21 protein-coding genes and 1 pseudogene are annotated in these 21,006 nt (G+C 73.2%); 18 read left to right on the top strand and 4 right to left on the bottom strand.

Annotation, left to right across the window (positions count from 1 at the left end):
* Positions 1-21: 21 nt before the first annotated feature.
* From ABT084_RS06590 to ABT084_RS06565, 6 genes are all read left to right on the top strand, one after another.
* Complete coding sequence (locus ABT084_RS06590) at positions 22-858, top strand: SDR family oxidoreductase (RefSeq protein WP_351038731.1); 837 nt, start codon at positions 22-24, stop codon at positions 856-858.
* A gap of 1 nt (position 859) precedes the next feature.
* Positions 860-1,780 (top strand): SDR family oxidoreductase, encoded by a 921-nt coding sequence (locus ABT084_RS06585; protein ID WP_351038730.1) that lies wholly within the window; start codon positions 860-862, stop codon positions 1,778-1,780.
* A gap of 817 nt (positions 1,781-2,597) precedes the next feature.
* Positions 2,598-3,251, top strand: coding sequence for a DUF4360 domain-containing protein (locus ABT084_RS06580; protein WP_351038728.1), 654 nt, complete (start codon positions 2,598-2,600; stop codon positions 3,249-3,251).
* 40 nt (positions 3,252-3,291) lie between these two features.
* Complete coding sequence (locus tag ABT084_RS06575) at positions 3,292-3,951, top strand: DUF4360 domain-containing protein (RefSeq protein ID WP_502968849.1); 660 nt, start codon at positions 3,292-3,294, stop codon at positions 3,949-3,951.
* Positions 3,952-4,062: 111 nt separating this feature from the next.
* Entirely contained in the window at positions 4,063-4,911 is an 849-nt protein-coding gene (locus tag ABT084_RS06570; protein ID WP_351038726.1) for a helix-turn-helix domain-containing protein, read from the top strand.
* On the top strand, positions 4,871-5,131 hold the full coding sequence (locus ABT084_RS06565; RefSeq protein WP_351038724.1) for a DUF397 domain-containing protein: 261 nt from the start codon (positions 4,871-4,873) through the stop codon (positions 5,129-5,131). Before ABT084_RS06570 ends, ABT084_RS06565 begins: the two co-directional genes overlap by 41 nt.
* A 31-nt stretch (positions 5,132-5,162) precedes the next feature.
* On the opposite strand, the gene ABT084_RS06560 is transcribed toward ABT084_RS06565, so the two are convergent.
* Complete coding sequence (locus ABT084_RS06560) at positions 5,163-5,555, bottom strand: VOC family protein (RefSeq protein ID WP_351038722.1); 393 nt, start codon at positions 5,553-5,555, stop codon at positions 5,163-5,165.
* 230 nt (positions 5,556-5,785) lie between these two features.
* On the opposite strand from ABT084_RS06560, the pseudogene ABT084_RS06555 reads away from it, so the two are divergent.
* Together ABT084_RS06555 and ABT084_RS06550 are read left to right on the top strand one after the other, a co-directional pair.
* Positions 5,786-5,920 (top strand): annotated as a pseudogene (locus ABT084_RS06555) (hypothetical protein); the annotation flags it as partial.
* Positions 5,921-5,999: 79 nt separating this feature from the next.
* Entirely contained in the window at positions 6,000-6,263 is a 264-nt protein-coding gene (locus ABT084_RS06550; protein ID WP_351038720.1) for a 2Fe-2S iron-sulfur cluster-binding protein, read from the top strand.
* Positions 6,264-6,392: 129 nt separating this feature from the next.
* Here the strand turns inward: ABT084_RS06550 and ABT084_RS06545 are convergent, their stop codons facing one another.
* Positions 6,393-6,773, bottom strand: a complete 381-nt coding sequence (locus tag ABT084_RS06545; protein WP_351038902.1) for an IclR family transcriptional regulator domain-containing protein — start codon at positions 6,771-6,773, stop codon at positions 6,393-6,395.
* Between ABT084_RS06545 and ABT084_RS06540 the strand changes: the two genes are divergently transcribed.
* On the top strand, positions 6,675-7,388 hold the full coding sequence (locus ABT084_RS06540; protein ID WP_351038719.1) for a VOC family protein: 714 nt from the start codon (positions 6,675-6,677) through the stop codon (positions 7,386-7,388). The two genes, ABT084_RS06545 and ABT084_RS06540, sit on opposite strands and share 99 nt — an antisense overlap.
* 57 nt (positions 7,389-7,445) lie before the next feature.
* The gene (locus ABT084_RS06535) at positions 7,446-7,619 is read left to right on the top strand and encodes a hypothetical protein (protein WP_351038717.1); all 174 of its coding nucleotides are present in this window, start codon (positions 7,446-7,448) and stop codon (positions 7,617-7,619) included.
* 66 nt (positions 7,620-7,685) lie between these two features.
* On the opposite strand, the gene ABT084_RS06530 is transcribed toward ABT084_RS06535, so the two are convergent.
* Complete coding sequence (locus ABT084_RS06530; RefSeq protein ID WP_351038716.1) at positions 7,686-8,585, bottom strand: hypothetical protein; 900 nt, start codon at positions 8,583-8,585, stop codon at positions 7,686-7,688.
* A gap of 218 nt (positions 8,586-8,803) precedes the next feature.
* Here ABT084_RS06530 and ABT084_RS06525 point away from each other — a divergent pair, with 218 nt between their 5' ends.
* From ABT084_RS06525 to ABT084_RS06495, 7 genes are all read left to right on the top strand, one after another.
* Positions 8,804-9,595, top strand: a complete 792-nt coding sequence (locus ABT084_RS06525; protein WP_502968848.1) for a serine protease — start codon at positions 8,804-8,806, stop codon at positions 9,593-9,595.
* A 250-nt stretch (positions 9,596-9,845) separates the two neighbouring features.
* Positions 9,846-10,517 carry a response regulator gene (locus ABT084_RS06520; RefSeq protein WP_351038714.1) on the top strand — a complete coding sequence of 224 codons (672 nt, stop codon included), beginning with the start codon at positions 9,846-9,848 and terminating at the stop codon, positions 10,515-10,517.
* A gap of 625 nt (positions 10,518-11,142) precedes the next feature.
* Positions 11,143-12,339, top strand: coding sequence for a sensor histidine kinase (locus ABT084_RS06515; RefSeq protein ID WP_351038713.1), 1,197 nt, complete (start codon positions 11,143-11,145; stop codon positions 12,337-12,339).
* Positions 12,340-12,350: 11 nt separating this feature from the next.
* Positions 12,351-12,671: a chorismate mutase gene (locus ABT084_RS06510; protein WP_351038711.1), complete on the top strand. Its 321-nt coding sequence runs from the start codon at positions 12,351-12,353 to the stop codon at positions 12,669-12,671.
* A gap of 108 nt (positions 12,672-12,779) precedes the next feature.
* Positions 12,780-15,287 carry an aminopeptidase N gene (gene pepN, locus ABT084_RS06505; protein ID WP_351038709.1) on the top strand — a complete coding sequence of 836 codons (2,508 nt, stop codon included), beginning with the start codon at positions 12,780-12,782 and terminating at the stop codon, positions 15,285-15,287.
* A gap of 118 nt (positions 15,288-15,405) precedes the next feature.
* Positions 15,406-16,824, top strand: coding sequence for a pyridoxal phosphate-dependent decarboxylase family protein (locus ABT084_RS06500; RefSeq protein WP_351038707.1), 1,419 nt, complete (start codon positions 15,406-15,408; stop codon positions 16,822-16,824).
* Entirely contained in the window at positions 16,821-18,233 is a 1,413-nt protein-coding gene (locus ABT084_RS06495; RefSeq protein WP_351038705.1) for a lysine N(6)-hydroxylase/L-ornithine N(5)-oxygenase family protein, read from the top strand. The genes ABT084_RS06500 and ABT084_RS06495 overlap by 4 nt, the downstream gene beginning before the upstream one ends.
* Before the next feature lie 61 nt (positions 18,234-18,294).
* Here the strand turns inward: ABT084_RS06495 and ABT084_RS06490 are convergent, their stop codons facing one another.
* The gene (locus tag ABT084_RS06490; RefSeq protein WP_351038703.1) at positions 18,295-20,085 is read right to left on the bottom strand and encodes a bifunctional metallophosphatase/5'-nucleotidase; all 1,791 of its coding nucleotides are present in this window, start codon (positions 20,083-20,085) and stop codon (positions 18,295-18,297) included.
* 140 nt (positions 20,086-20,225) lie between these two features.
* Here ABT084_RS06490 and ABT084_RS06485 point away from each other — a divergent pair, with 140 nt between their 5' ends.
* A complete protein-coding gene (locus tag ABT084_RS06485; protein WP_351038702.1) occupies positions 20,226-20,984 on the top strand; it encodes an SIMPL domain-containing protein in 759 nt (252 codons plus the stop codon).
* The last annotated feature ends 22 nt before the right edge of the window (positions 20,985-21,006 follow it).

Genomic DNA, 21,006 nt, shown 5'->3' with positions numbered 1-21,006 from the left:
AGGGGAGGAAGGTAGCAGCCTATGGAGCTGGACGGGAGGGTCGTCGTCGTCACCGGTGGCACCCGGGGCGTCGGCGCCGGGATCGCGCGGTCGTTCCTCGCGGCGGGCGCGCGGGTGGTGGTGTGCGCCCGGCGGCCACCGGAGGAACCGGTGGTGGCGGACGGCCGCGCGGCCCTCTTCCGGGCGGTGGACCTGCGTGACGCGGGTGCGGTGGGGGAGTTCTTCGCCGAGGTCGCCGAGCGGTACGGGCGCCTGGACTGCCTGGTCAACAACGCGGGCGGCACGCCCTACCGGCTGCTCGGGGAGGGGAAGAGGGAGGGGAAGAGGGACGGTGAGAGGGAGGGCGAGAGGGACGGCGAGAGGGAGGGCGAGAGGGAGGGCGAGGCGGAGTGGCACGCGCGGGTCGTGGCCCTCAACCTGACCGCGCCGCTGACCGCTTCGCTCGCCGCCTACCCGGCGCTGCGGGTGGCGGGCGGCTCGGTCGTCATGATCGGGAGCGTCAGCGGTACGCGCCCCTCGCCGGGCACGGCCGCATACGGGGCGGCCAAGGCGGGGCTGGAGAACCTGGCCCGCTCGATGGCCGTCGAGTGGGCACCCGACGTACGCGTGAACACCCTGGTGCTGGGCATGGTGCGCACCGAGCTGTCCCACCTGCACTACGGGGACGAGAGCGGGATCGCGGCCGTCGGCGCCACCGTCCCGCTCGGGCGCCTCGCCGAACCCTCCGACGTGGGCGAGGCGGCCGTCTTCCTGGCCTCCGGCCGGGCCGCGTACGTGAGCGGCGCGAGCCTGCTCGTGCACGGCGGCGGCGAACGCCCCGCCTTCCTGGACGCCGCGACCGCCAACAAGGAGAACTGAGATGGGTACGGGTATGGGCCTCGCAGAAGACCGGGTAGTGATCGTGACGGGTGCGGGGCGGGGGCTGGGCCGGGCCCACGCGCTGGCCTTCGCGGCGGAGGGCGCTCGGGTCGTCGTCAACGACTTCGGGGTCGGCCTCGACGGGCTGCCGGAGGCGGACGGTCCGGCGGCGTCCGTGGTGGCGGAGATCCGGGCGCTGGGCGGTGAGGCGGTGGCCCACGGCGGGGACATCGCGACGGCGGAGGGCGCGTCCTCGCTGGTCGCGTGCGCGCTCGACAGCTTCGGGCGGCTCGACACGCTGGTCAACAACGCGGGGTTCCTGCGGGACCGGATGCTCGTGAACCTGGACGAGGACGACTGGGACGCGGTCATGCGGGTGCACTTGAAGGGCCACTTCCTGCCGCTCAAGCACGCGGCGGCGCACTGGCGGGCCGCGTCGAAGGCGGGGCGGGAGGTGGCGGCCCGGGTCGTCAACACCTCGTCCGGGGCGGGGCTGCTGGGCTCGGTGGGTCAGGGCAACTACAGCGCGGCGAAGGCGGGGGTCCTGGGGCTGACGCTGGTCGCGGCGGCGGAGATGGGCCGGTACGGAGTTCAGGTGAACGCGATCGCCCCGGCGGCCCGGACCCGGATGACGGAGCGGACCTTCGCGGACACCATGGCGGCCCCGCCCGCCGGGGGCTTCGACGCGATGGCCCCGGGGAACGTGTCCCCGCTGGTGGTGTGGCTGGGTTCGGATGCCTCGGCCGGGGTCACGGGCCGGGTCTTCGAGGCGGAGGGCGGCCGGATCACGGTCATGGAGGGCTGGCGCCCGGGCCCCACCGCCGACCGCGCGGCCCGCTGGACCCCGGCGGAGGCGGGCGAGGCGGCCGCGAAACTCCTGTCGGCGACGCAGCCCCCGCTGCCGGTGTACGGGGCCGAGTAGGGGCGGGCGCCCCGGGCCCGCTGCCCTCAAACGCCGGGCGGGCTACCCCAGCCCCGCCGGCGCTTGAGGCGCCCCCGGAGGGAGAGCCGCCCGGCGCTTGAGGGGTGGGTGCGGGTTCGCGTCGCCTCCGGCGGGCCCTCAATCGCCGGGCGGGCTGGGATCGTTCCCCCTGGGCGGGCTGGATTTGGCTGGGCCCGGGGTGGCCACCCCAGCCCCGCCGGCGTTTGAGGCGCCCCCGGAGGGAGAGCCGCCCGGTGCGTGAGGGGGTGCGGGTTCGCGTCGCCTCCGGCGGGCCCTCAATCGCCGGGCGGGCTGGGATCGTTCCCCGGGCGGGCTGGATTTGGCTGGGCCCGGGGTGGCCACCCCAGCCCCGCCGGCGCTTGAGGCGCCCCCGGAGGGGAGGGGCGCGCCCGGTGCGTGAGGGGGTGGGCGTGGACGTCGCCTCCGGCGGGCCCTCAAGCGGCGGGCGGGCTGGATTTGGCTCGCGGCCATGCTTCGGACGTGGTCGGCGGCCGTCGTCACCATCGTCGGACTCGCCGCGACCGTCGGCGTGGCCCTCACGACGAGGTTGCCACCATGGCCCGAACGGGTTCCGGACAATCCGGGGGCGGATGGGTCCGGGTGGGCGGGCGGCCCGGCTGGTGGGGGGGCCGGGAGGGGGAGCGGAGGCGGGGGTTCCGGCCAGTTGGGCCCGGGGGCGGGGGTGTTGGCCGTATCGCGTGGTTACCGGGTCGGTGGGGGCGTGGTGGCATGTGCATGCCCAATTCGGATCCGTATTCCGAATCCGGATTCGCATCCACCGGACGGAGCACCGCCCATGCACCTGCGCAGACTGGCCCTCGGGGCCGCCGCCCTGACCCTGACGGCCGTGGCCGTCCCCACCGCCACCGCCCAGGCGGACAGCGCGTACGTCCCACCCGGCCGGGTCACCGTCGAGGTGGTCGGGGCGAACGGCTCCGGGTGCCCCCAAGGCACGGCCGACGTTGCCGCCGCCCCCGACAACACCGCCTTCACCGTCACCTACAGCGACTACCTCGCCCAGACCGGCGCCGGCTCCTCCGGCACCGACTTCCGCAAGAACTGCCAGCTCGCCCTCCGCGTCCACGTCCCCCAGGGCTTCACCTACGCCATCGCCCGCGCCGACTACCGCGGCTTCGCCAGCCTCCAGCGCGGGGCGTACGGCCAGGAGCGCGCCGGCTACTACTTCCAGGGCGCTTCGCAGACGGCCCGTACGACCCACCAGTTCGGCGGCCCGTACTCGGACAACTGGCAGGCGAGCGACCAGACCGGCTACGCCGACCTGGTCTGGGCCGCCTGCGGCGAGGACCGCCTCCTCAACGTCAACACCGAACTGCGCGTCTACGCGGGCTCGTCCAGCCCCCAGACCCTGAGCTTCATGAGCATGGACTCGACGGACGGCAGCGTCAGCACGGTCTACCACTTCGAGTGGAAGCAGTGTCCGGCCGTCTGACCCCTCCGCACCACCCACCGAACGGTCAGGAGTGACAACGATGTCTCCTTCCCTGTCCCGAGTCCTGCTCGCCCTCGGCGCGACCGCCGCCCTGCTCGTCACCGCCGCCCCGGCCCAGGCGGGCCCCATCACCGTCCCGCCGGACAAGATCGTGATCGAACTCGCCACCGTCAACGGCTCCGGCTGCCGGGAAGGGACCGCGGCCATCGCCGTCGCCCCCGACAACACGGCCTTCACGGTGACCTACAGCGAGTACCTCGCCCAAGTCGGCCTCGGCGCCCCGCCCACCGCCTTCCGCAAGAACTGCCAGCTCAACCTGCGCGTACACGTCCCCTCCGGCTTCACCTACGCCATCGTCCAGGCCGACTACCGCGGCTTCGGCAGCCTCCAGCGCGGGGCCACCGGGCAGGAACGGGCGGGCTACTACTTCCAGGGAATGCCGCAGACGACCCAGCGCACCCACCAGTTCACCGGCCCGCTCGACGACAACTGGCAGACGACGGACAAGACCGAGTACGCCGACCTGGTCTGGGCCCCCTGCGGCGAGCAGCGCAACTTCAACATCAACACCGAGTTGCGGGTGAACGCCGGTACGTCCGCCCCGGGCGCGACGAGCTTCATGGCCATGGACTCCACGGACGCGAGCGTGAACACGCTGTACCACCTCGCCTGGCAGGTCTGCCCGACGCCGAGGGGGTAGCCCGTGCGTGGGCGGTTGCCCCGTTTCCGGTACCGGGGTGCGGTGGGTTCGTTACGCTCGGTCGTCGACCGGAACGTACGCCGCACGGCGTGTACTTGGGGGTGACCGCCCATGGTCCTCATCCGTGACCTCGATCCCAGCGCCTCCCCGCTGGACTACTACGGCTTCGAGCTGCGGCGCTGCCGTGAAGCCGCCGGGCTGAAGCAGGCGGAGCTCGGCGAGATCATCTACTGCACCGGGTCCCTCATCGGGCAGATCGAGACCACCCGGAGGGTCCCGACCCGGGACTTCTCGGAACGCGTGGATGCGGCCCTGGGGACCGATGGCCAGTTCAGCCGCCTGGTGGGGTTGGTGCTGAGGAGTCAGTTGCCGTCCTGGTTCCAGGCGTACGCCGAAATGGAGGCCCGGGCCGCCTATATCTCCACCTACCAGTGTCAGTTGGTCCACGGCCTGCTCCAGACGGACGCCTATGCGCGGGCGGTTCTCGGCGTCGAGCACCCGGACACCCTCGACGTTGCCGTGGCGGCCCGGATGGACCGGCAGCGGATCCTGGATCGGGAGGACCCGGCGGCATTGTGGGTGGTGCTGGACGAGGCGGTCCTGTACCGGGAGATCGGTGGCCGCGAGGTCATGCGGAACCAACTCACCCACCTGCTGAGCCTGCGTGACCGGCAGTGGGTGGACGTTCAGGTGCTGCCCTTCGCGGCCGGTCAGCACACGGGAATGATGGGCTCGTTCAACCTGCTGCGGTTTGATGGCGACCCTGACCTTCACTACAGCGAGAGCTACGACTCCGGTCATATGACCGCTAATCCGCAAGTGATCAAAGAGCGTTCGGTCGGATACGCTCGCTTGCAGGCCGAGTCCCTGTCCCCCCGGGAGTCGGCGGCGCTCATCGCTCGCGTGATGGAGGAACGTTATGGAGACCAACCAGTACCTGGCGGGCGCGCAGTGGCGTAAGTCCTCGTACAGCGGCAGCAGCGGGGGCGACTGCGTCGAGTGCGCCCCCATCGGCGATGCCGCCTGGCGCAAGGCTTCGTACAGCGGAAACACCGGCGGCGACTGCGTAGAAGTCGCCCCCCAACCCCACCTCGTGGCCGTTCGGGACTCCAAGGTCCCGAACGGCCCCGTGTTCACCGTCGGCCGCACCGCCTTCGCGACCTTCGTCGGGGCGCTCTAGCGCTCGCGCCCCCGGGGGCGGTCAGGCGACGTCAGTTGCCGCCGCGCTGTCGCAGGGAGATGAGGTTGCCGTCCGGGTCAACGGCCTCGATGCGGACGCCGTACGGGTACGACTCCGGTTCCGCCCGGTCGAAGGTCACGCCGCGGTCGCGCCACACCTTGAAGTCCTCCAGCAGGTCGTCCGATTCGAGGATGACCGGGCCGGGCGTGGCGTTCGGAACCGCCTCGGCGGGCCGGCCCGCGGCCGCCGCGTGCGACCACAGGATGAGTTCCACCGGGCTGCCCGGTGCGGCCACGGTGAGGAAGCGGCCGTCGGGCCCCGGGAAGTCGATGCGCTTCTCCAGGCCGAGCTGCTTCGTGTAGAAACTCAGCGCGCGGTCCTGGTCGGTGACGTAGAGCGTGACGTACATGACGTTGGTCAGCATCGTGATGTCCTTCGATCGGTCGGTCGGTGCCACCTCACTGACGGATCCCGGTGGGCGAATGTGACCGGGCGCGGCGGGAGCCCGTACGGCCGCTGAGCGAGCTGTTCGAGGGGATCGGGACGCAGGACGCGTACGAGATCCAGCCCCACAACATCCGGCGCCGCACCGAAGAGGACGGCGCCCGCGTCACCGGGCACAAGGTCGGGCTCTCGTCCCCGGTCACGCAGGCCATGATGGCGTGGACGAGCCCGACTACGGGGCCCTCCTGCATGATCGACAAGCTGTGGGGCGATGTCGGCGGCGGCGTCGAGCTGGAATCGGTGCTCATCAACTGCCACTACCCGGTCGACGAGAACAGCTTCCTGCTCATGTACGGGACGATCGTGCGAAAGCTCCCCGGGATGACCGACGAGCAGGCCGAAGTTCAGCGCCGCGCACACCCAGGTGCAGTGGACCGGGGACAGCGCCGCGCTCTGCCCGCGCATCGGGGCCCGCGCCGCGCTGCTCGCCGCGGGCGTGCCGGCGCCGTACTCCTGCCGCGAAGGCGCCTGCAGCGCCTGCGCCTGCCGGGTGGTGGAGGGCGAGGTGACGATGCTCCGCAACGAGGTCCTGGACCGCGACGACCTGGCCGAGGGCCACGTCCTGGTCTGCCAGACGGTGCCCCTGGGGCCGCCCGGCGCCCGGATCCGGATCAGCTACGCGGGCTGACGGCGGCGGGGCGCGGACCCGGCACATGGGACGGACCCGGCCCCCTGGCGGGAGGTCGGGTCCGGTCCCGTCTCATGCGATGGGGTATCACTACCCACTACATCCACTCGCTGAACCGCAGCCGGCCCATCATGTTGTCCATCGCCTGTTCCGAGACCCCCGGCCGCAGGCTCGGGGGTGGCGCCGAGCGGCCCGCGCGCCCGGGACCGTACAACTTCCGCCACACCGACCGCGCGCACGCCAGCACCGGGGGACCCAGCCGCGCGTGCTCGCGCTCGCTCCAGCGCGAGCCCGCCGAGCCCGCCGAGGCCGCCGAGCCCGCCGAGGACACCGATACCGCGGCCACCGCCGCCCCGCGCCCCGCAGCGGCGCGGCCACGCACGAGATCCCCCGGAAGCTCTTCTCCCGGTCGTGGGCCACCCCCCGCTCCCGCACCGCCGCCAGCTCCGTACGCAGGGCGAGCGGCCGGGTGAGGGTGCGCGCGGTGCGCGGTCGCAGGCCCTGGGCCAGTACGTGCTCCAGCGCGCCCGGGTCGCTGAAGGCGAGGATCGCCTTGCCGGACGCGGGCAGTACGCGGGCATCCGGCCGCCGACCCGGGAGGGCACGGCCGCGTCCTCCGGGCCGCCGATCCGCTCCAGGCGCACCACCTCGGTGCCGTCGAGCACCGCAGGTCCAGGGCAGGCCCAGGACCACGGCCCGCTGGCCGCCCGGTACGGGAACCGCTTCGTGACCGGTGCGCCGGGCGGGGCGGACCTCGGCCCCGGGCACGTGGTGCTGCCCGCGCCCGAAACCGAGGCCACCCTGGACTTCTACGAGCACCTCCTCGGCTTCCAGCTGCGGGACTCGATGCGGCTGCCCCCGGTCGCCGTGCCGACCGGAGCGCCCGGGAAGGACGTCCACTGGATGCACTTCCTCAGCCCCAACCGCCGCCACCACACCCTCGGCCCCTACCCCGGCGCGCTGCCGCCCGGCATCGTCCACTTCATGGTCGAGCGTCTCTACGCCTCGGGGAACTGCTCGGCCGCGGTGATGGGGGAGACGTGTCCGGGGCCGGGGACGACCATCGGGCCCGCCATGGCCTTCGGTTGGGCGGCGGTCAACGCCATCGCGGCGGAGGTGCGCTGAGGGGGGGCATCTGCGGAGGGCGGTGTTCCGGCCCGTGCGACCGGGCACACCCGGCACATGAGCACGAACGCCATCATCGTGTGGGGGGTCCTGGCGTCCCTCGTCGCCTTCTTCGTGTTGGGCTGGCTGGCGAACCGTGGCCGCGGCAGCGCACCCCTGAGGGGGCCGGGCGACGAGGACGGCTGCGGCGGGGGCGGCGACGGCTGTGGCTGCGGGTGCTCGGACGCGTGACGGGGTGCGGGTGCGGGTGCGGGGAGGCTGCGGGGCAGGTGACCCCGGCCGGGCCGGGGCTCCGGCTCAGGTGTCGCACTCCAGCACCGTGGCGCACAGGCCGCAGCGCGCCCGCAGCCGGCCCCGCACGGGGACGCGCAGCCGCTGCCCGCACACCGGGCAGGGGAAGCTGACCCGCTGCCCGGACCCGCCCGGGCCCGCTTCGAAGCGGTACGTCGCCCCCGGCCCCGGGTCGGCGGCCCCGGCCCGGCGGTCCTTCGCGTAACGCCGCCGCTCCAGCAGGCCCGCACCGGCCAGGGGCGCCCGGCGCCAGTCCCGGCGGGCGACCTCGCGCCCGCGCACGTACGCCTCGTACGCCTGCGGGCTGGTGAACCAGGGGGAGAGGTCCTCGCCGAGCAGCTCCCCGCGCCGGGCGAGGACGTACCCGAACTCCTCCGGGGTCAGATAGCCGAGCTTCTGGTGGGTGAGCGCGTCCTCGCGGTAGGCGTCCAGCAGCAGCCATCCGGCCCCCAGGTAGGCGGCGGCGGTGTCGGTGAGGACCTCGTTGTCGGCGGTGGCCGGGAAGGTCAGGTCCAGCCGGTGCAGCAGCACGTGGGTGACCTCGTGCGCGAGGGCGGCGGCCAGATCGCGCCGGTGGGTGCGGAAGCGGTCGTTGACCTCGATGAAGTACTCCGGGCCGGCGGTGAGTTCCACATGCGCCGCGTGCTCCATCGGCCGGAAGCTGATGATCATCCGGGCGTCGGGGAGCCGCAGGTGGCGCACCATCGCGGAGGCCACCCGCTGCGCGCCGAGGTGCAGGTCGTCGGTGTCGGGGAAGGCCGCGTCGGCGGGGGCGAAGCTCGCCGCGTAGGCGCGGACGCCGTCGGTCGACAGGCGCCGGTGCAGGGCGGTGAGCGCGGCGCGGACGGTGTCCAGGTGCGGGAAGCCGTGCTCGATGGGGCTGTTGCGGCCGCCGTCGTGTCTCATCCGCACGCGTGTCATCGGTACGCGTGTCATCGGTACGCGTGGCATCGGTACGTGTGTCATCCGTCCCCCTCCGGACGCGGGTCCCGCGTGACCTTGGCCGAATCGGCCTTCTTGTGTCCGCGCGGGTCGGGATGTGACATGGACCCGTCACGTCCGCCGTCCCCGCGGCGGCGTGCGCGACGCACCCACGCACCGCCCCACCCCCCACGAAAGGCAGCGTGCCGACTGTGTTGCATCCCAGGAACCTCAACCGTTTCGTCCGGCGCACCCTCGCCGTCGCGGCGGTCGCCCTCGCGGCCGTCAGCCTCCAGCCCGGCTCCGCCAGCGCCGACCCGACCCCCGTGGTCGGCGGCACCCGCGCCGCCCAGGGCGAATTCCCCTTCATGGTCCGCCTCTCCATGGGCTGTGGCGGCGCCCTCTACAGCTCGCAGATCGTGCTGACCGCCGCCCACTGCGTCGACGGATCCGGCAACAACACCTCCATCACCGCCACCGCCGGAGTCGTCGACCTCAACAGCTCCAGCGCCGTCAAGGTCAAGTCCACCAAGGTCCTCCAGGCCCCCGGCTACAACGGCAAGGGCAAGGACTGGGCCCTCATCAAGCTCGCCAAGCCCATCAACCTGCCCACCCTCAAGATCGCCGACACGACCGCCTTCAACAACGGCACCTTCACCGTCGCGGGCTGGGGCGCCACCCGCGAGGGCGGCGGCCAGCAGCGCTATCTGATGAAGGCCACCGTGCCGTTCGTCTCGGACGCCGCCTGCCAGGCCGCCTACGGCGGGGACCTCGTCCCCGGGGACGAGATCTGCGCCGGCTTCGACCAGGGCGGCGTCGACACCTGTCAGGGCGACTCCGGCGGCCCGATGTTCCGCCGCGACAACGCCGGAGCCTGGATCCAGGTCGGCATCGTGAGCTGGGGCCAGGGCTGCGCCGAGCCCGGCTACCCCGGCGTCTACAGCGAGGTGTCCACCTTCGCCAACGCGATCCGCGCCGCGGCCGCCACGCTCTGACCCCTTCCCGTCCTTCCGGTTCTCGTCCTGCCGGTTCTCGTCCTTCCGGCCGCGCGGGATGCGGCCGGAAGGACGAGGCGCCGTGCCCCGTGTGTACGTACCGTCGAGTGCGGTACCGCGGGGCGGGGCCACCTCTGTCCCGGCCCCGCGGGCGCCTTCCGGCGGTCCGCCGTGCGGTTGCGGTCCGACACGCGCGCCGGTCCCATGGGAAGGGTCCAACGGCGACGGGCGACAGTGGGGCAGGCAGCGCATGGCGATCAGCGTGGTCATCGCGGACGACCAGGAGATGGTCAGAACCGGGTTCCGGATGATCCTGGAGAGCCAGCCCGACATCGAGGTCCTCGCCGACGTCGTCGACGGCGAAGCCGCCCTCGCCGCCGTCGAGGAACTCCGGCCGGACGTCCTGCTCCTCGACATCCGGATGCCGCGCCTCGACGGGCTGGAAGTCACCCGACGGCTCGCCGGCTCCGGCCGTGACACACCGCGCATCGTCATCGTCACCACCTTCGACCTCGACGAGTACGTCCACGCGGCGCTCCGCGGCGGCGCGTCGGGCTTCCTCCTCAAGGACGCGAGTCCGGCCATGCTGGTTGAAGCGGTCCGTGCGGCGGCCGTCGGGGACTCCCTCGTCTCACCGGCGATCACGGTGCGGCTGCTGCGCGACATGGCCACCCGTACGCGCACCCCGGCCGCGGTGGCCGCCCGGCGTCCCGCCGAACCGCTGACCGAGCGCGAGGTGGACGTCGTACGCTGCCTCGCCCGCGGCATGACGAACGCCGAGATCGGCGCCGAGCTGTACGTCTCGCTCTCCACCGTGAAGACCCACCTGGCGAACGTCCAGGCCAAGCTCGATGCCCGCAACCGCGTGGAGATCGCCGCCTGGGCCTGGGAAAGCGGCCTGGCGACGAGCAGCACCCCGTGACACCCTCACCCCGTCCCGGCCGCCCCCGTCCCGGCCGCCACCCGCAGCCCCCCGCCGCGTCCGCCCTCGTACCGGGCCCCTGGGGGCCTACGCCCCGGCCCGCCTCGGAGCGAGTCCCGGGGCCGGAGGCCCGGTCCGCCTTCGTGCCGGCCGTACGGCCTGCGGCCCGGTCCGCCTCTGAGCGGGTCGCGGGGCCTGCGGGTCGGTCCGCAGGCGTGCCGGGCGTACGGTTTGCGGCCCGGTCCGCCTTCCTGCCGGGCCCCCGGCTTCGGGGTCGGGCCGTCGCTGCGCCGGATCGCGCGGCTCGGGCCGTCCGCATGCCGGGTTCCCGGCATCGAGTTCCGGCCGTCTGTGTGCCGGGCTTCCGGCCTCCCGCCCGGCCCAGGACAGTGCCGGGCTCCCGACCTCCCCGCCGAGCCACCCCCGGGCCGGAGATGTCGCCGCGCGGCGCAGACGCCCCCGGGCCGGGCCTCCCGCCGCTTGCCGCGGGCGCCCCTGGGCCCGGGTTCCCGCGGCACGGCGAAGGCCGACCGCCGCGTGGCGCACGTGGCCCCGGGCCGGGGCTCCCGCCGCGTGCCGCACGCGGGCCCCGGTCGGGGTGTGGGGCGCGCGTCGCGGGGGCCCCGTGAGTCCGCTTGCCAGTTGGGCGCGGCGGCATCCGGATGCCGCCGGGCGGATCCGGGCCGGGCTGACCGTGCTGCTGCTCGGGCTCGTCAGTTTCGAGGGTGTCGTGCTGGCCCGCCAGCCCACCGTGCCGCATGCCGTCGTCGTCGTGTCCGGCGTCCTCGTCTGCCTCAGCGCCGCGCCCTGGCCGCGCGTCGGGCTCGTGGCCCGGGCCTGGTTCGCCGCCGCCGTCACCTGGGCGGCCACCGGCTTCCTGATCTTCGTCAACCACCCCATCGTCGTCTGGGGCGCCGGCGAGGCCATCGCGCTGCTCGTCCTGCTCAGCGGCGTACTCCTGCGCACCCCCGCCCGCACCGCGGCCGTCCTCGGCCCGGTCCTCGGCCTCGGGTGCATGGCCGTACCCGTCCGGGACTCCGACCCCGGCCGCTTCACCCTCCTCTTCTCCGTCCTCGCCGTCGTCGTGAGCGCCTACTCGCTCCTGCTGCGCCTCCAGGCCGTCCAGCGCCGCCGGGAGGTCATCGCCGTCCGCACCGCCGAACGCCTGGAGCTGGCCCGCGAACTCCACGACCTCGTCGCCCACCACGTCACCGGCATCGTCGTCGAGGCCCGCGCCGCCCGCTTCACCGGAGTCACCGCCGAACGCGCCGCCGAGATCTTCGGCCGCATCGAAACCGCCGGCGGCGAGGCCCTCGGCTCCATGCGCCGCCTCGTCACCGTGCTCCGCGAGGACGACGCGGGCCCGGGCACCGCCCCCGTCGCCGGTCTCGACGACATCCGCGGGCTCACCGCCCGGTTCTCCGTCACGGGCCCGCCCGTCGTCCTCTACATCGAGCAGGGCCTCGCCGAAACCCTCCCCGGCGACGTCGCCGCCACCGCCCACCGCATCGTCCTCGAAGCCCTCACCAACATCGGCAAACACGCGGCCACCGCCACCGCCGTCCGCGTCGGCCTGCGCACCGTCCCCACCGGCCTCGAAGTCCGCGTCGCCGACGACGGCGGCCGCCCCGCCAAGCTCTCCGAGCAGGCCCTCGGCGGCGGCTACGGCCTCGCCGGAATGACCGAACGCGCCGAGGCCATGGGCGGCACCCTGAGCGCCGGCCGCGCCCCCGAGGGCGGCTGGCTCGTCACCGCGATCCTGCCCTTCACCAGCCGTCTCACTGGCCGACCGGCCGAGGAACGGATTCCGCCCGCCACGTAAGCTCGGGAACCATGACGAACAGCGACATCGACGAGAACGTCCGCGAGGAACTGGCCCGGCTGCGGGACAGCATCGACAACATCGACGCGGCCGTGGTCCACATGCTCGCCGAACGCTTCAAGTGCACCCAGCAGGTCGGCCACCTCAAGGCCAAGCACCAGCTGCCCCCGGCCGACCCGAACCGGGAGGCCCGGCAGATCGCCCGGCTCCGCCAGCTCGCCGAGAACGCCAAGCTCGACCCCGCCTTCGCCGAGAAGCTCCTCACTTTCATCATCGCCGAGGTGATCCGCCACCACGAGACGATCGCCGCGGGCGAAGACGGCGACGCGTAACGCACGGCGCCAGCGCACGGCGCCAGCGCACGGCACCGGCGCACGGCGGGTCGGTACGCGCCGGGGGAACCCTGTGGCACGCCGCCGCCCCTTTGGCAGCATGGGCCCATGTCCGCACTGACGCGCAACGAAGCGCAGACCCGAGCCGCCCTCCTCGACGTCCACCACTACGCCGTCGACCTCGACCTCACCCGGGGTGACGACACCTTCGACTCCACCACCGTCATCCGCTTCAGCGCCCGCGCCGCCGGTGACACCTTCGTGGAGCTGAAGCCGGACGAACTGCGCTCCGCCTCCCTCGACGGCAGCCCCCTCGACCCCGCCTCGCTGACCGGCAACCGGCTCCCCCTCACGGGGCTCGCCGAGGGCACCCACGAGCTGCGCGTCGAGGCGGCGATGCGGTACTCGCGCACCGGCGAGGGCCTCCACCGCTTCACCGACCCCGCGGACGGGGAGACGTACGTCTACAGCCAGCTGTTCATGGACGACGTCCAGCGCGTCCTGGCCGCCTTCGACCAGCCCGACCTCAAGGCCGTCTTCGAGTTCACCGTCACCGCGCCCGGCCACTGGAGCGTCATCGCCAACGGGATCACCGAGCGGACCGGGCAGCGCGAGGCGGACGGCGCCGGAATCTGGCGGTCCGCGCCCACCCCCGTCATCTCCACCTATCTCGCCGCGGTCGCCGCGGGCCCCTGGCACACCATCCGCACCGAGCACGCCGGGCTGCCCTTCGCCCTGCACTGCCGCCGGTCCCTCGCACCCCATCTGGACGCCGATGCCGAGGAGATCATCGGCATCACCACGGACTGCTACGACCGCTACCACGAGAAGTTCACCGAGCCCTACCCCTTCGACTCCTACGACCAGGCCTTCGTCCCCGAGTTCAACGCGGGCGCCATGGAGAACCCGGGCCTGGTCACCTTCCGCGACGAGTACATCTACCGCTCCGCCGTCACCGACACCGAACGCCAGTGGCGCGCCGTGGTCATCGCCCACGAGATGGCCCACATGTGGTTCGGCGACCTCGTCACCCTGCGCTGGTGGGACGACATCTGGCTGAACGAGTCCTTCGCCGAGTACATGGGCTACCAGACCCTCACCGAGGCCACCCGCTTCACCGGCGCCTGGACCGACTTCGGCCTCGCCCGCAAGGCCTGGGGCTACGACGCCGACCAGCGGCCCTCCACCCACCCCGTCGCACCCGACCCGGAGGCCGTCCCCGACACCGCTTCCGCCCTCCTCAACTTCGACGGCATCTCCTACGCGAAGGGCGCCTCCGCGCTGCGCCAGCTCGTCGCCTGGCTCGGCGAGAAGGATTTCCTCGCCGGCATCAACACCCATTTCCAGCGCCACAAGTTCGCCAACGCCTCCCTCGCCGACTTCGTGGACTCCCTCGCCGCCCACACCGAACGCGACGTCCACACCTGGGCCGACACCTGGCTGCGCACCACCGGCATCGACACCCTCACCCCGCACATCGAGGACGGCGCCGAGGGCTGGACCCTGACCGTCGAGCGCCGGGGCAGCCGCCCGCACCACATCACCATCGGCGCCTACGACGACGTACACGGCGACGTCGGGATCCTCGAACGGCGCGCGCTGCTCGACCTCGACCTGCCGACCGGCGAGGTCATCTCCGGCGTCGGCCCCCGCCCCGCGCTCGTCCTCCTCAACGACGGCGACCTCAGCTACGCCAAGGTCCGCCTCGACCCCGGCTCCTGGGAGGCCGTCCGGCGCGCCCTCTCCGGCATCCCCGACGCGCTCACCCGCAGCATCGTCTGGAACGCCGCCCGCGACATGGTCCGCGACGGCGAACTCCCGCCCGCCGCCTACCTGGAGGCGGCCGCCGCCCACCTCCCCGTCGAGGGCGACCTCGCCATCGTCCAGAGCGTCCTCGGCTTCGCCCGCGTCCACATCGCCGACCGCTACCTGCCCGCCGACGAGCGCGCCGGGGCGCTGGCCACCCTCACCTCCCTCACCCGCGCCCTCATCCGGCGCACCGAGGACGGCGCCGAACCCGGACTGCGCCTCGCCGCCGTCCGCACCTTCATCGACAGCGCCACCCAGCCCGACACCATCGCGGCCTGGCTCGCCGACGGAACCGTCCCCGGCGGACCCGAACTCGACCCGGAACTGCGCTGGCGCGTCCTCGCCCGGCTCGCCACCCTCGGCGCCGTCGGCGAGCGGGACATCGACGCCGCCCGCGCCGCCGACCCCAGCGCCACCGGCGAGGAAGGCGCGGCCCGCTGTCGCGCCGCGCTCCCCGACGCCGACACCAAGCAGGCCGCCTGGGAGCGCATGTTCCACGACGACACGCTGTCCAACTACCTGTTCTCCGCCACCGCCCAGGGCTTCTGGCAGCCCGAACAAGCCGAACTCCTGCACGCCTACGTGCCCCGCTTCTACCCCGAGGCCATCGCCCTCACCGCCCGCCGCGGGCCCGCCATCGCCAAGGCGGCCGGTCACTACGCCTTCCCCGGGCACGCCATCGACCAGGAGAATCTCCAGGCCGGACGGGCCTGCCTGGACCAGGACGAGATCATCCCGCAGTTCCGGCGCACGCTCACCGACCAGCTGGACGACCTCGCGCGCGCCCTGCGGGTGCGCACCGGCTGAAAATCACCCACCGGACAAACCCCGGCGGTTACCCCATTCGGGTCGGATCGTTGTGCTGGGCGGGGGCCCGGCGGGGCCGCGCCCCGCGCCCCGCCCAGCTTCCGTGAGGACCCGTGTGATGACCCGCACGACACCACCGACCGGCACCCCGCCCCCGCTGCCCCCGCTCGCGGGCGGCGGCGGGGGCGCCGACGCGCTGCGGCCCCTCCTCGACACCGTCCTGGAGGCCCTCGCCACGGGCGCCGCGGCCCGTGGCGGCCCCCTGCCCGCGGGCGGCCCCGACGCCGTCGCCGATCGGGTCCGGGCCGCGCTGGGCGACGTACTGCCCGCCCGCGGCCACGGTGACCACGAGGCCCTGCGCACCCTCGTCCACACCCTCGCCGCGGGCGCCGCCGACCCCGCCGACCCGCTGTGCGCGGCCCACCTGCACGGGCCGCCGCTCGCCGTCGCCGTCGCGGCCGACCTCGCGGCCAGCGCCCTGAACCCCTCCCTGGACTCCTGGGACCAGGCCCCCGCCGCCTCCGAGATCGAAGCGCTCCTCACCCGCGCCCTCGCGGCCGAGCTGTACGGCACCCCGCACCCCGACGCCCTGGTCACCACCGGCGGCACCGAGGCCAACCAGCTCGCCCTGCTGCTGGCCCGCGAACGCCACGCGGGCCCCCTGACCGTCCTGCACGGGGCCAACGCCCACCACTCCGTCCCCCGCTCCGCCTGGCTCCTCGGCCTCCCCCCGGCCACCGCGATCCCCACCCCCACCGGGACCCTGGACCCCGCCGACCTCGACGCCGCGCTCACCCGGACCCGCCGCGAGCGGCCCGGGCCCGTCCTGGTCACCGCCACCGCGGGCACCACCGACGCCGGGCTCATCGACCCCCTCGACGCCCTCGCCGACGTCTGCGAGCGGCACGGCGCCGACCTCCACGTCGACGCCGCGTACGGCGGGCTCCTCGCCCTCAGCCCCCGCCACCGGCACCTGCTGAACGGCCTCGGCCGGGCCCGCTCCATCACCGTCGACCTGCACAAACTCGGCTGGCAGCCGGTCGCCGCCGGGCTCCTCGCCGTCCCCGACACCGCCCTGCTGGCCCCCCTCGCCCATCAGGCCGACTACCTCAACGCCACCGACGACACCGAAGCCGGTCTGCCCGACCTGCTCGGCCGCTCCCTGCGGACCACCCGCCGCCCCGACGCCCTCAAGATCGCCGTCACCCTGCGCGCGCTCGGCCGCGACGGCCTCGCCCGCCTCATCGACGGCACCTGCGCCGCCGCCCGGCAGCTCGCCGGCCTCATCGACGCCCACCCCGGCTTCGAGCTCCACGCGCCCCCCACCCTCAGCACCGTCCTCTTCCGCCCCCTCCCCACGGACGACGCCCGGCTCGCCGAGACCCGCCGCACCCTTCTGCACGGCGGCCGCGCCGTCCTCGGCCGCGCCACGGCCGACGGCCGCCTCTGGCTCAAGGCCACCCTGCTCAACCCCCACACCACCACAGGGGACCTCGCCACCCTCCTGACCCTCCTGGAAGGCAGCACCCACCGATGACCGCGCCACTCGAAGCACCCCATGACCTCGTCGGAATCGGCATCGGCCCCTTCAACCTCTCCCTCGCCGCCCTCGCCCACGGCCTCCAGCAGCACGAGTTCGCGGACGGCCTCGCCACCGCCTTCTACGACCAGCGCCGCGACTTCGCCTGGCACCCCGGCCTCCTCATCGACGGCGCCACCCTCCAGGTCCCCTTCCTCGCGGACCTCGTCACCCTCGCCGACCCGGCCAGCCCCTGGACGTTCCTGAACTACCTCAAGCACAAGGAACGCCTCTTCCCCTTCTACTTCGCCGAGCGCTTCCACATCCAGCGCGCCGAGTACGACGCCTACTGCCGCTGGGTCGCGGGCCAGCTCCCCGGACTCCACTTCGGCCACCAGGTCGACGCCGTCCGCTGGAACCCCGAACGCGGCCTCTTCGAAGTCGACTTCACCCAGCTCGACGCCGACGGCGAAGCCGAGGCGCTCGGCCGCACCTACACCCGCAACCTCGCCCTGGGCATCGGCAGCGCCCCCTACGTCCCCGAACCCCTGCGCCCCCTCGCCGAAGCCCCCACCGTCCCCGTCCTGCACTCCGCCGAATACCTCGACAACCGGCAGCGGATCCTCGGCGCCGAGCACGTCACCGTCATCGGCTCCGGCCAGTCCGGCGCCGAGGTCTTCCTGGACCTGCTGCGCGCCCGCCCCGCCGGACGCGAGCGCCTCACCTGGCTCGCGCGCACCCCCGCCTTCGCCCCCATGGAGTACTCCAAGCTGGGCCTGGAGCACTTCACCCCCGACTACACCCGCTACTTCCACGATCTGCCCGAGCCCGTACGGGACAAGCTGCTGCCCGCCCAGTGGCAGCTCCACAAGGGCATCGACGCCGACACCATCGCCGCCATCCACGACGAGCTGTACCGGCGCACCCTGCACGGCGGCTGGCCCGACGTCGTCCTCACCCCCGGCGTCAGCGTCCGCACCGCCGGCCGGGTCGCGACCACCAAGGTCGAGCTCCACCTCGAACACCTGGAGCAGGGCACCCGCTCCCGGCTCACCACCGACGCCGTCGTCCTCGCCACCGGCTACCGCGAGCGCCCCCTCGGCCAGCTGCTCGCCGGGCTCGATCCGTACCTGCGCAAGGACTCCTCCGGCCGCCCGCGCATCGACGACCGCTACCGGATGAAGCTCGACCCCACCGTGACCGGCACCGTCTACGTCCAGAACGGCGAGCGGCACACCCACGGCGTCGGCTCGCCCGACCTCGGGCTCGCCGCCTGGCGCAGCGCGACCATCCTCAACACCCTCACCGGCAAGGACCCCTACCCCCAGCCCGCGCGCACCGCCTTCACCACCTTCGGGCTCGAACAGCGCGAGCCCGCCCGCCCGCGGGTGCCCGGCGCGCTGCTGCCGCTCGTCGAGCACCCCTGAGGGGCGGCGGGGCGGGGACGGCCGGACGCCACCCCCGCCCCGGCCGGCGCATTGACAGGAACTAGAAGACCGGCACGCCGGCCCGGGTCAGCCGCCAGTCCACCGCGGCGAACTGCGCCGGGTCGACGGTGCCCTTCGCCTTCACCCACTGGATGATGGTGTTGCGGATCTCCTCCGAGTTGGCCCACAGCTGCTTGGCCTTCGGCACGTGCGGGAAGTTTCCGCCGCCCGAGGCCCGGTAGTTGTTCACCGCCAGCACGAACTGGGCGGCCGGGTCGACGGGCTTGCCCTGGAAGGACAGCCCGGTGATCCGGGAACCGGCGGGCTGCGCGATGTCGATGTCGTACGTCACGCCGTACACCGCGTCGTAGTTGTAGTCCGGGATGCTCTCCGCGTTCGTCAGCTTCGCCAGGTCCACCGGGTCGGCCGGAGCCGTCCGCGCGTAGTACCGCGCCGAGAACTCCAGGTAGTCCTTCAGCTGCGCGCCGGTCAGCAGCCGCGCTTCCAGCGTGTTCTCGAACGGGTACAGGCCCGCCGCGTCCTTGATCGTCACCTGGCCGGCGGGGATCGCCGCGGTCCGCGAGAAGCAGGAGGCCTGGGAGAGGACCGGCAGCGCCGCCCACTCCGTGCCCGCCAGCGCCGTCTTGACCGTCTCCGCCTGCACGTGGCTGATCAGGTCGATGATCGCGACGTCCTTGAACGGGCCCTCCGCCGAGGACATCGCCTGCAGCGAGGTGCCGATGACCTGGTTGACGTACGACACCACCTTGCGGTGCTCGTCCGACAGCATCCGGACGATCTTCGGGTCCTCCGCCGCGGTGTTGGAGTTCAGCACCCGCGCCGCGACCTTCTCCACCGACCAGCGGCCCTTCGACCACGACAGCTCGAAGTCGAACAGGGTCAGGCGCTGGCCCCACTTGAGCGGCTCGGACAGCACGACGTCCTTACCGGTCGCCTTGTTCTTCACCCGGTACTCGGGGATCTCCGTGTGCGCGTGGCCGACCAGGATCGCGTCGATGCCGGGCACCTGCTCGGCCACCAGACCCGCCGCGTTCTCGATGTACGGCAGCTGGTCGCCGTAGCTCGACGTGCCGCTCGACCCCGAATGCGCCGAGACGATCACCACGTCCGCACCCAGCGAGCGCAGCCGCGGCACGTACTTCGCCGCCTGCTCCTCCAGGCCGGGGAAGGTCATCTTCCCCTGCACGTTGGCCTTGTCCCAGATCGCGATCCCCGGGTTGGTCAGACCCAGCACCGCCACCTTCACGTCCGGACCGTGCGGGGTACACAACCGGTGCATGCTGTACGGCGCGAAGGCGGGACGCAGCGTCTTCGCGTCCAGCGCGTTCGCCCCCAGGAGCGGGAAGTCGCACTGCTCCTCGAACTTGCGCAGCACCGGAATGCCGTAATTGAACTCGTGATTGCCGATCGCCGCCGCGTCATAACCGATCGCGTTCATCGCCTGCGCCATCGGGTGCACCGGACCGCGACGGGCCGTGATCGGGTCCACCTTGGCGTAGTAGTACGACAGCTGGGTGCCCTGGATCGTGTCGCCCGCGTCTATCAGCAGCGTGTTGTGGCGGCCCTTCTCCTTGCGCACCTGGTTCACCAGCGTGGAGATCTTCGCCAGACCGACGTCGTTGTGCGCCTTGTCGTCGAACTCCTTGTCCGTGAAGTAGTCCCAGTTGAAGACGTTTCCGTGCAGGTCGGTGGTCCCCATCACCGTGAACGCGTAGGTACGCGGCCGGGACTCCTGCGCGGCCGCGGCCGGGGTGCTCGTGGTCCCCGTCAACGCCACCGCGGCCCCTGTCGCGGCCGTGGTTCCCAGAAAAGTCCTGCGGTCGAACGCCATGCCATCTCCCCTTGTGAGGCGTGAACAACGCGCGTAGATAACGCGCGTAGATTCTGACGCGTCGGAAGCGACCGCAACACCCCTGTCAGGTTTCGATCCGATGACCAGCCCCGAACGGGTGACAGTGCGAGAGTGAAAGCATGAGCGACGACGCAACGCCCCAGACGCACGGAACCTCCGAGCCCTACGGCACCCACCAGTCCTCCGGAGCCCACCAGCCCTACGGAACCCCCGACGTCCCCCGGGTCGCCGTCCGCGGCGAGGCCCGCATCGAGGTCGACCCCGAGATCGCCCGCGTCGGCATCACGGTCAGCGCCCGCGGCGGCGACCGCCGGGGCGCCCTCGAAGACCTCACCCGGCGCAACAACGCGGTCCTCGACCTGGTCAAGAGCTACGGCGACGCCGTGGAGAAGCTCGAGACCGGCGCCTTCTCGATCACGCCCGAACTCACCCGGCAGGGCCGCGGCGAACGCGTCCGCGCCTACCACGGCCGGGTCCTCATCACTGCCGAACTAGCAGACTTCACGGCCCTCGGCGAACTGACCACCCGCCTCGCCGACCTCGACCTCACCCGGGTGGACGGACCCTGGTGGGCCCTGCGCCCCGACTCGCCGGCCCACGGCCAGGCCCGCCGCCAGGCCGTACTCGAAGCGGTCAAGCGTGCCCGCGAATACGCCGAGGCCCTCGGCGCCCGCCTCGCCGCCCTCGTCGAACTCGCGGACCTCGGCGCCGAGGACGCGGGCCCCCGCCTGATGGCCGCCCCGGCCGGCGCCATGCGCTCGATGGGCTACGGCGCGGCCCCCGAGGAGCACGCTCCCGCACTCGATCTCGAACCGCAGCGGCAGACGGTCTTCGCCCAGGTGAACGCCCGGTTCACGATGACCCCTCCGCAGCTCTAGAACGCCTCCGCAGGGGCCTCCG

Origin of the sequence: Streptomyces sp. NPDC002138 (assembly GCF_040296485.1) — a bacterium.
Classification (GTDB): domain Bacteria; phylum Actinomycetota; class Actinomycetes; order Streptomycetales; family Streptomycetaceae; genus Streptomyces.
The sequence above is the reverse complement of the archived record's forward strand: the minus strand, read 5'-3'. Positions and strand labels throughout refer to the sequence as shown.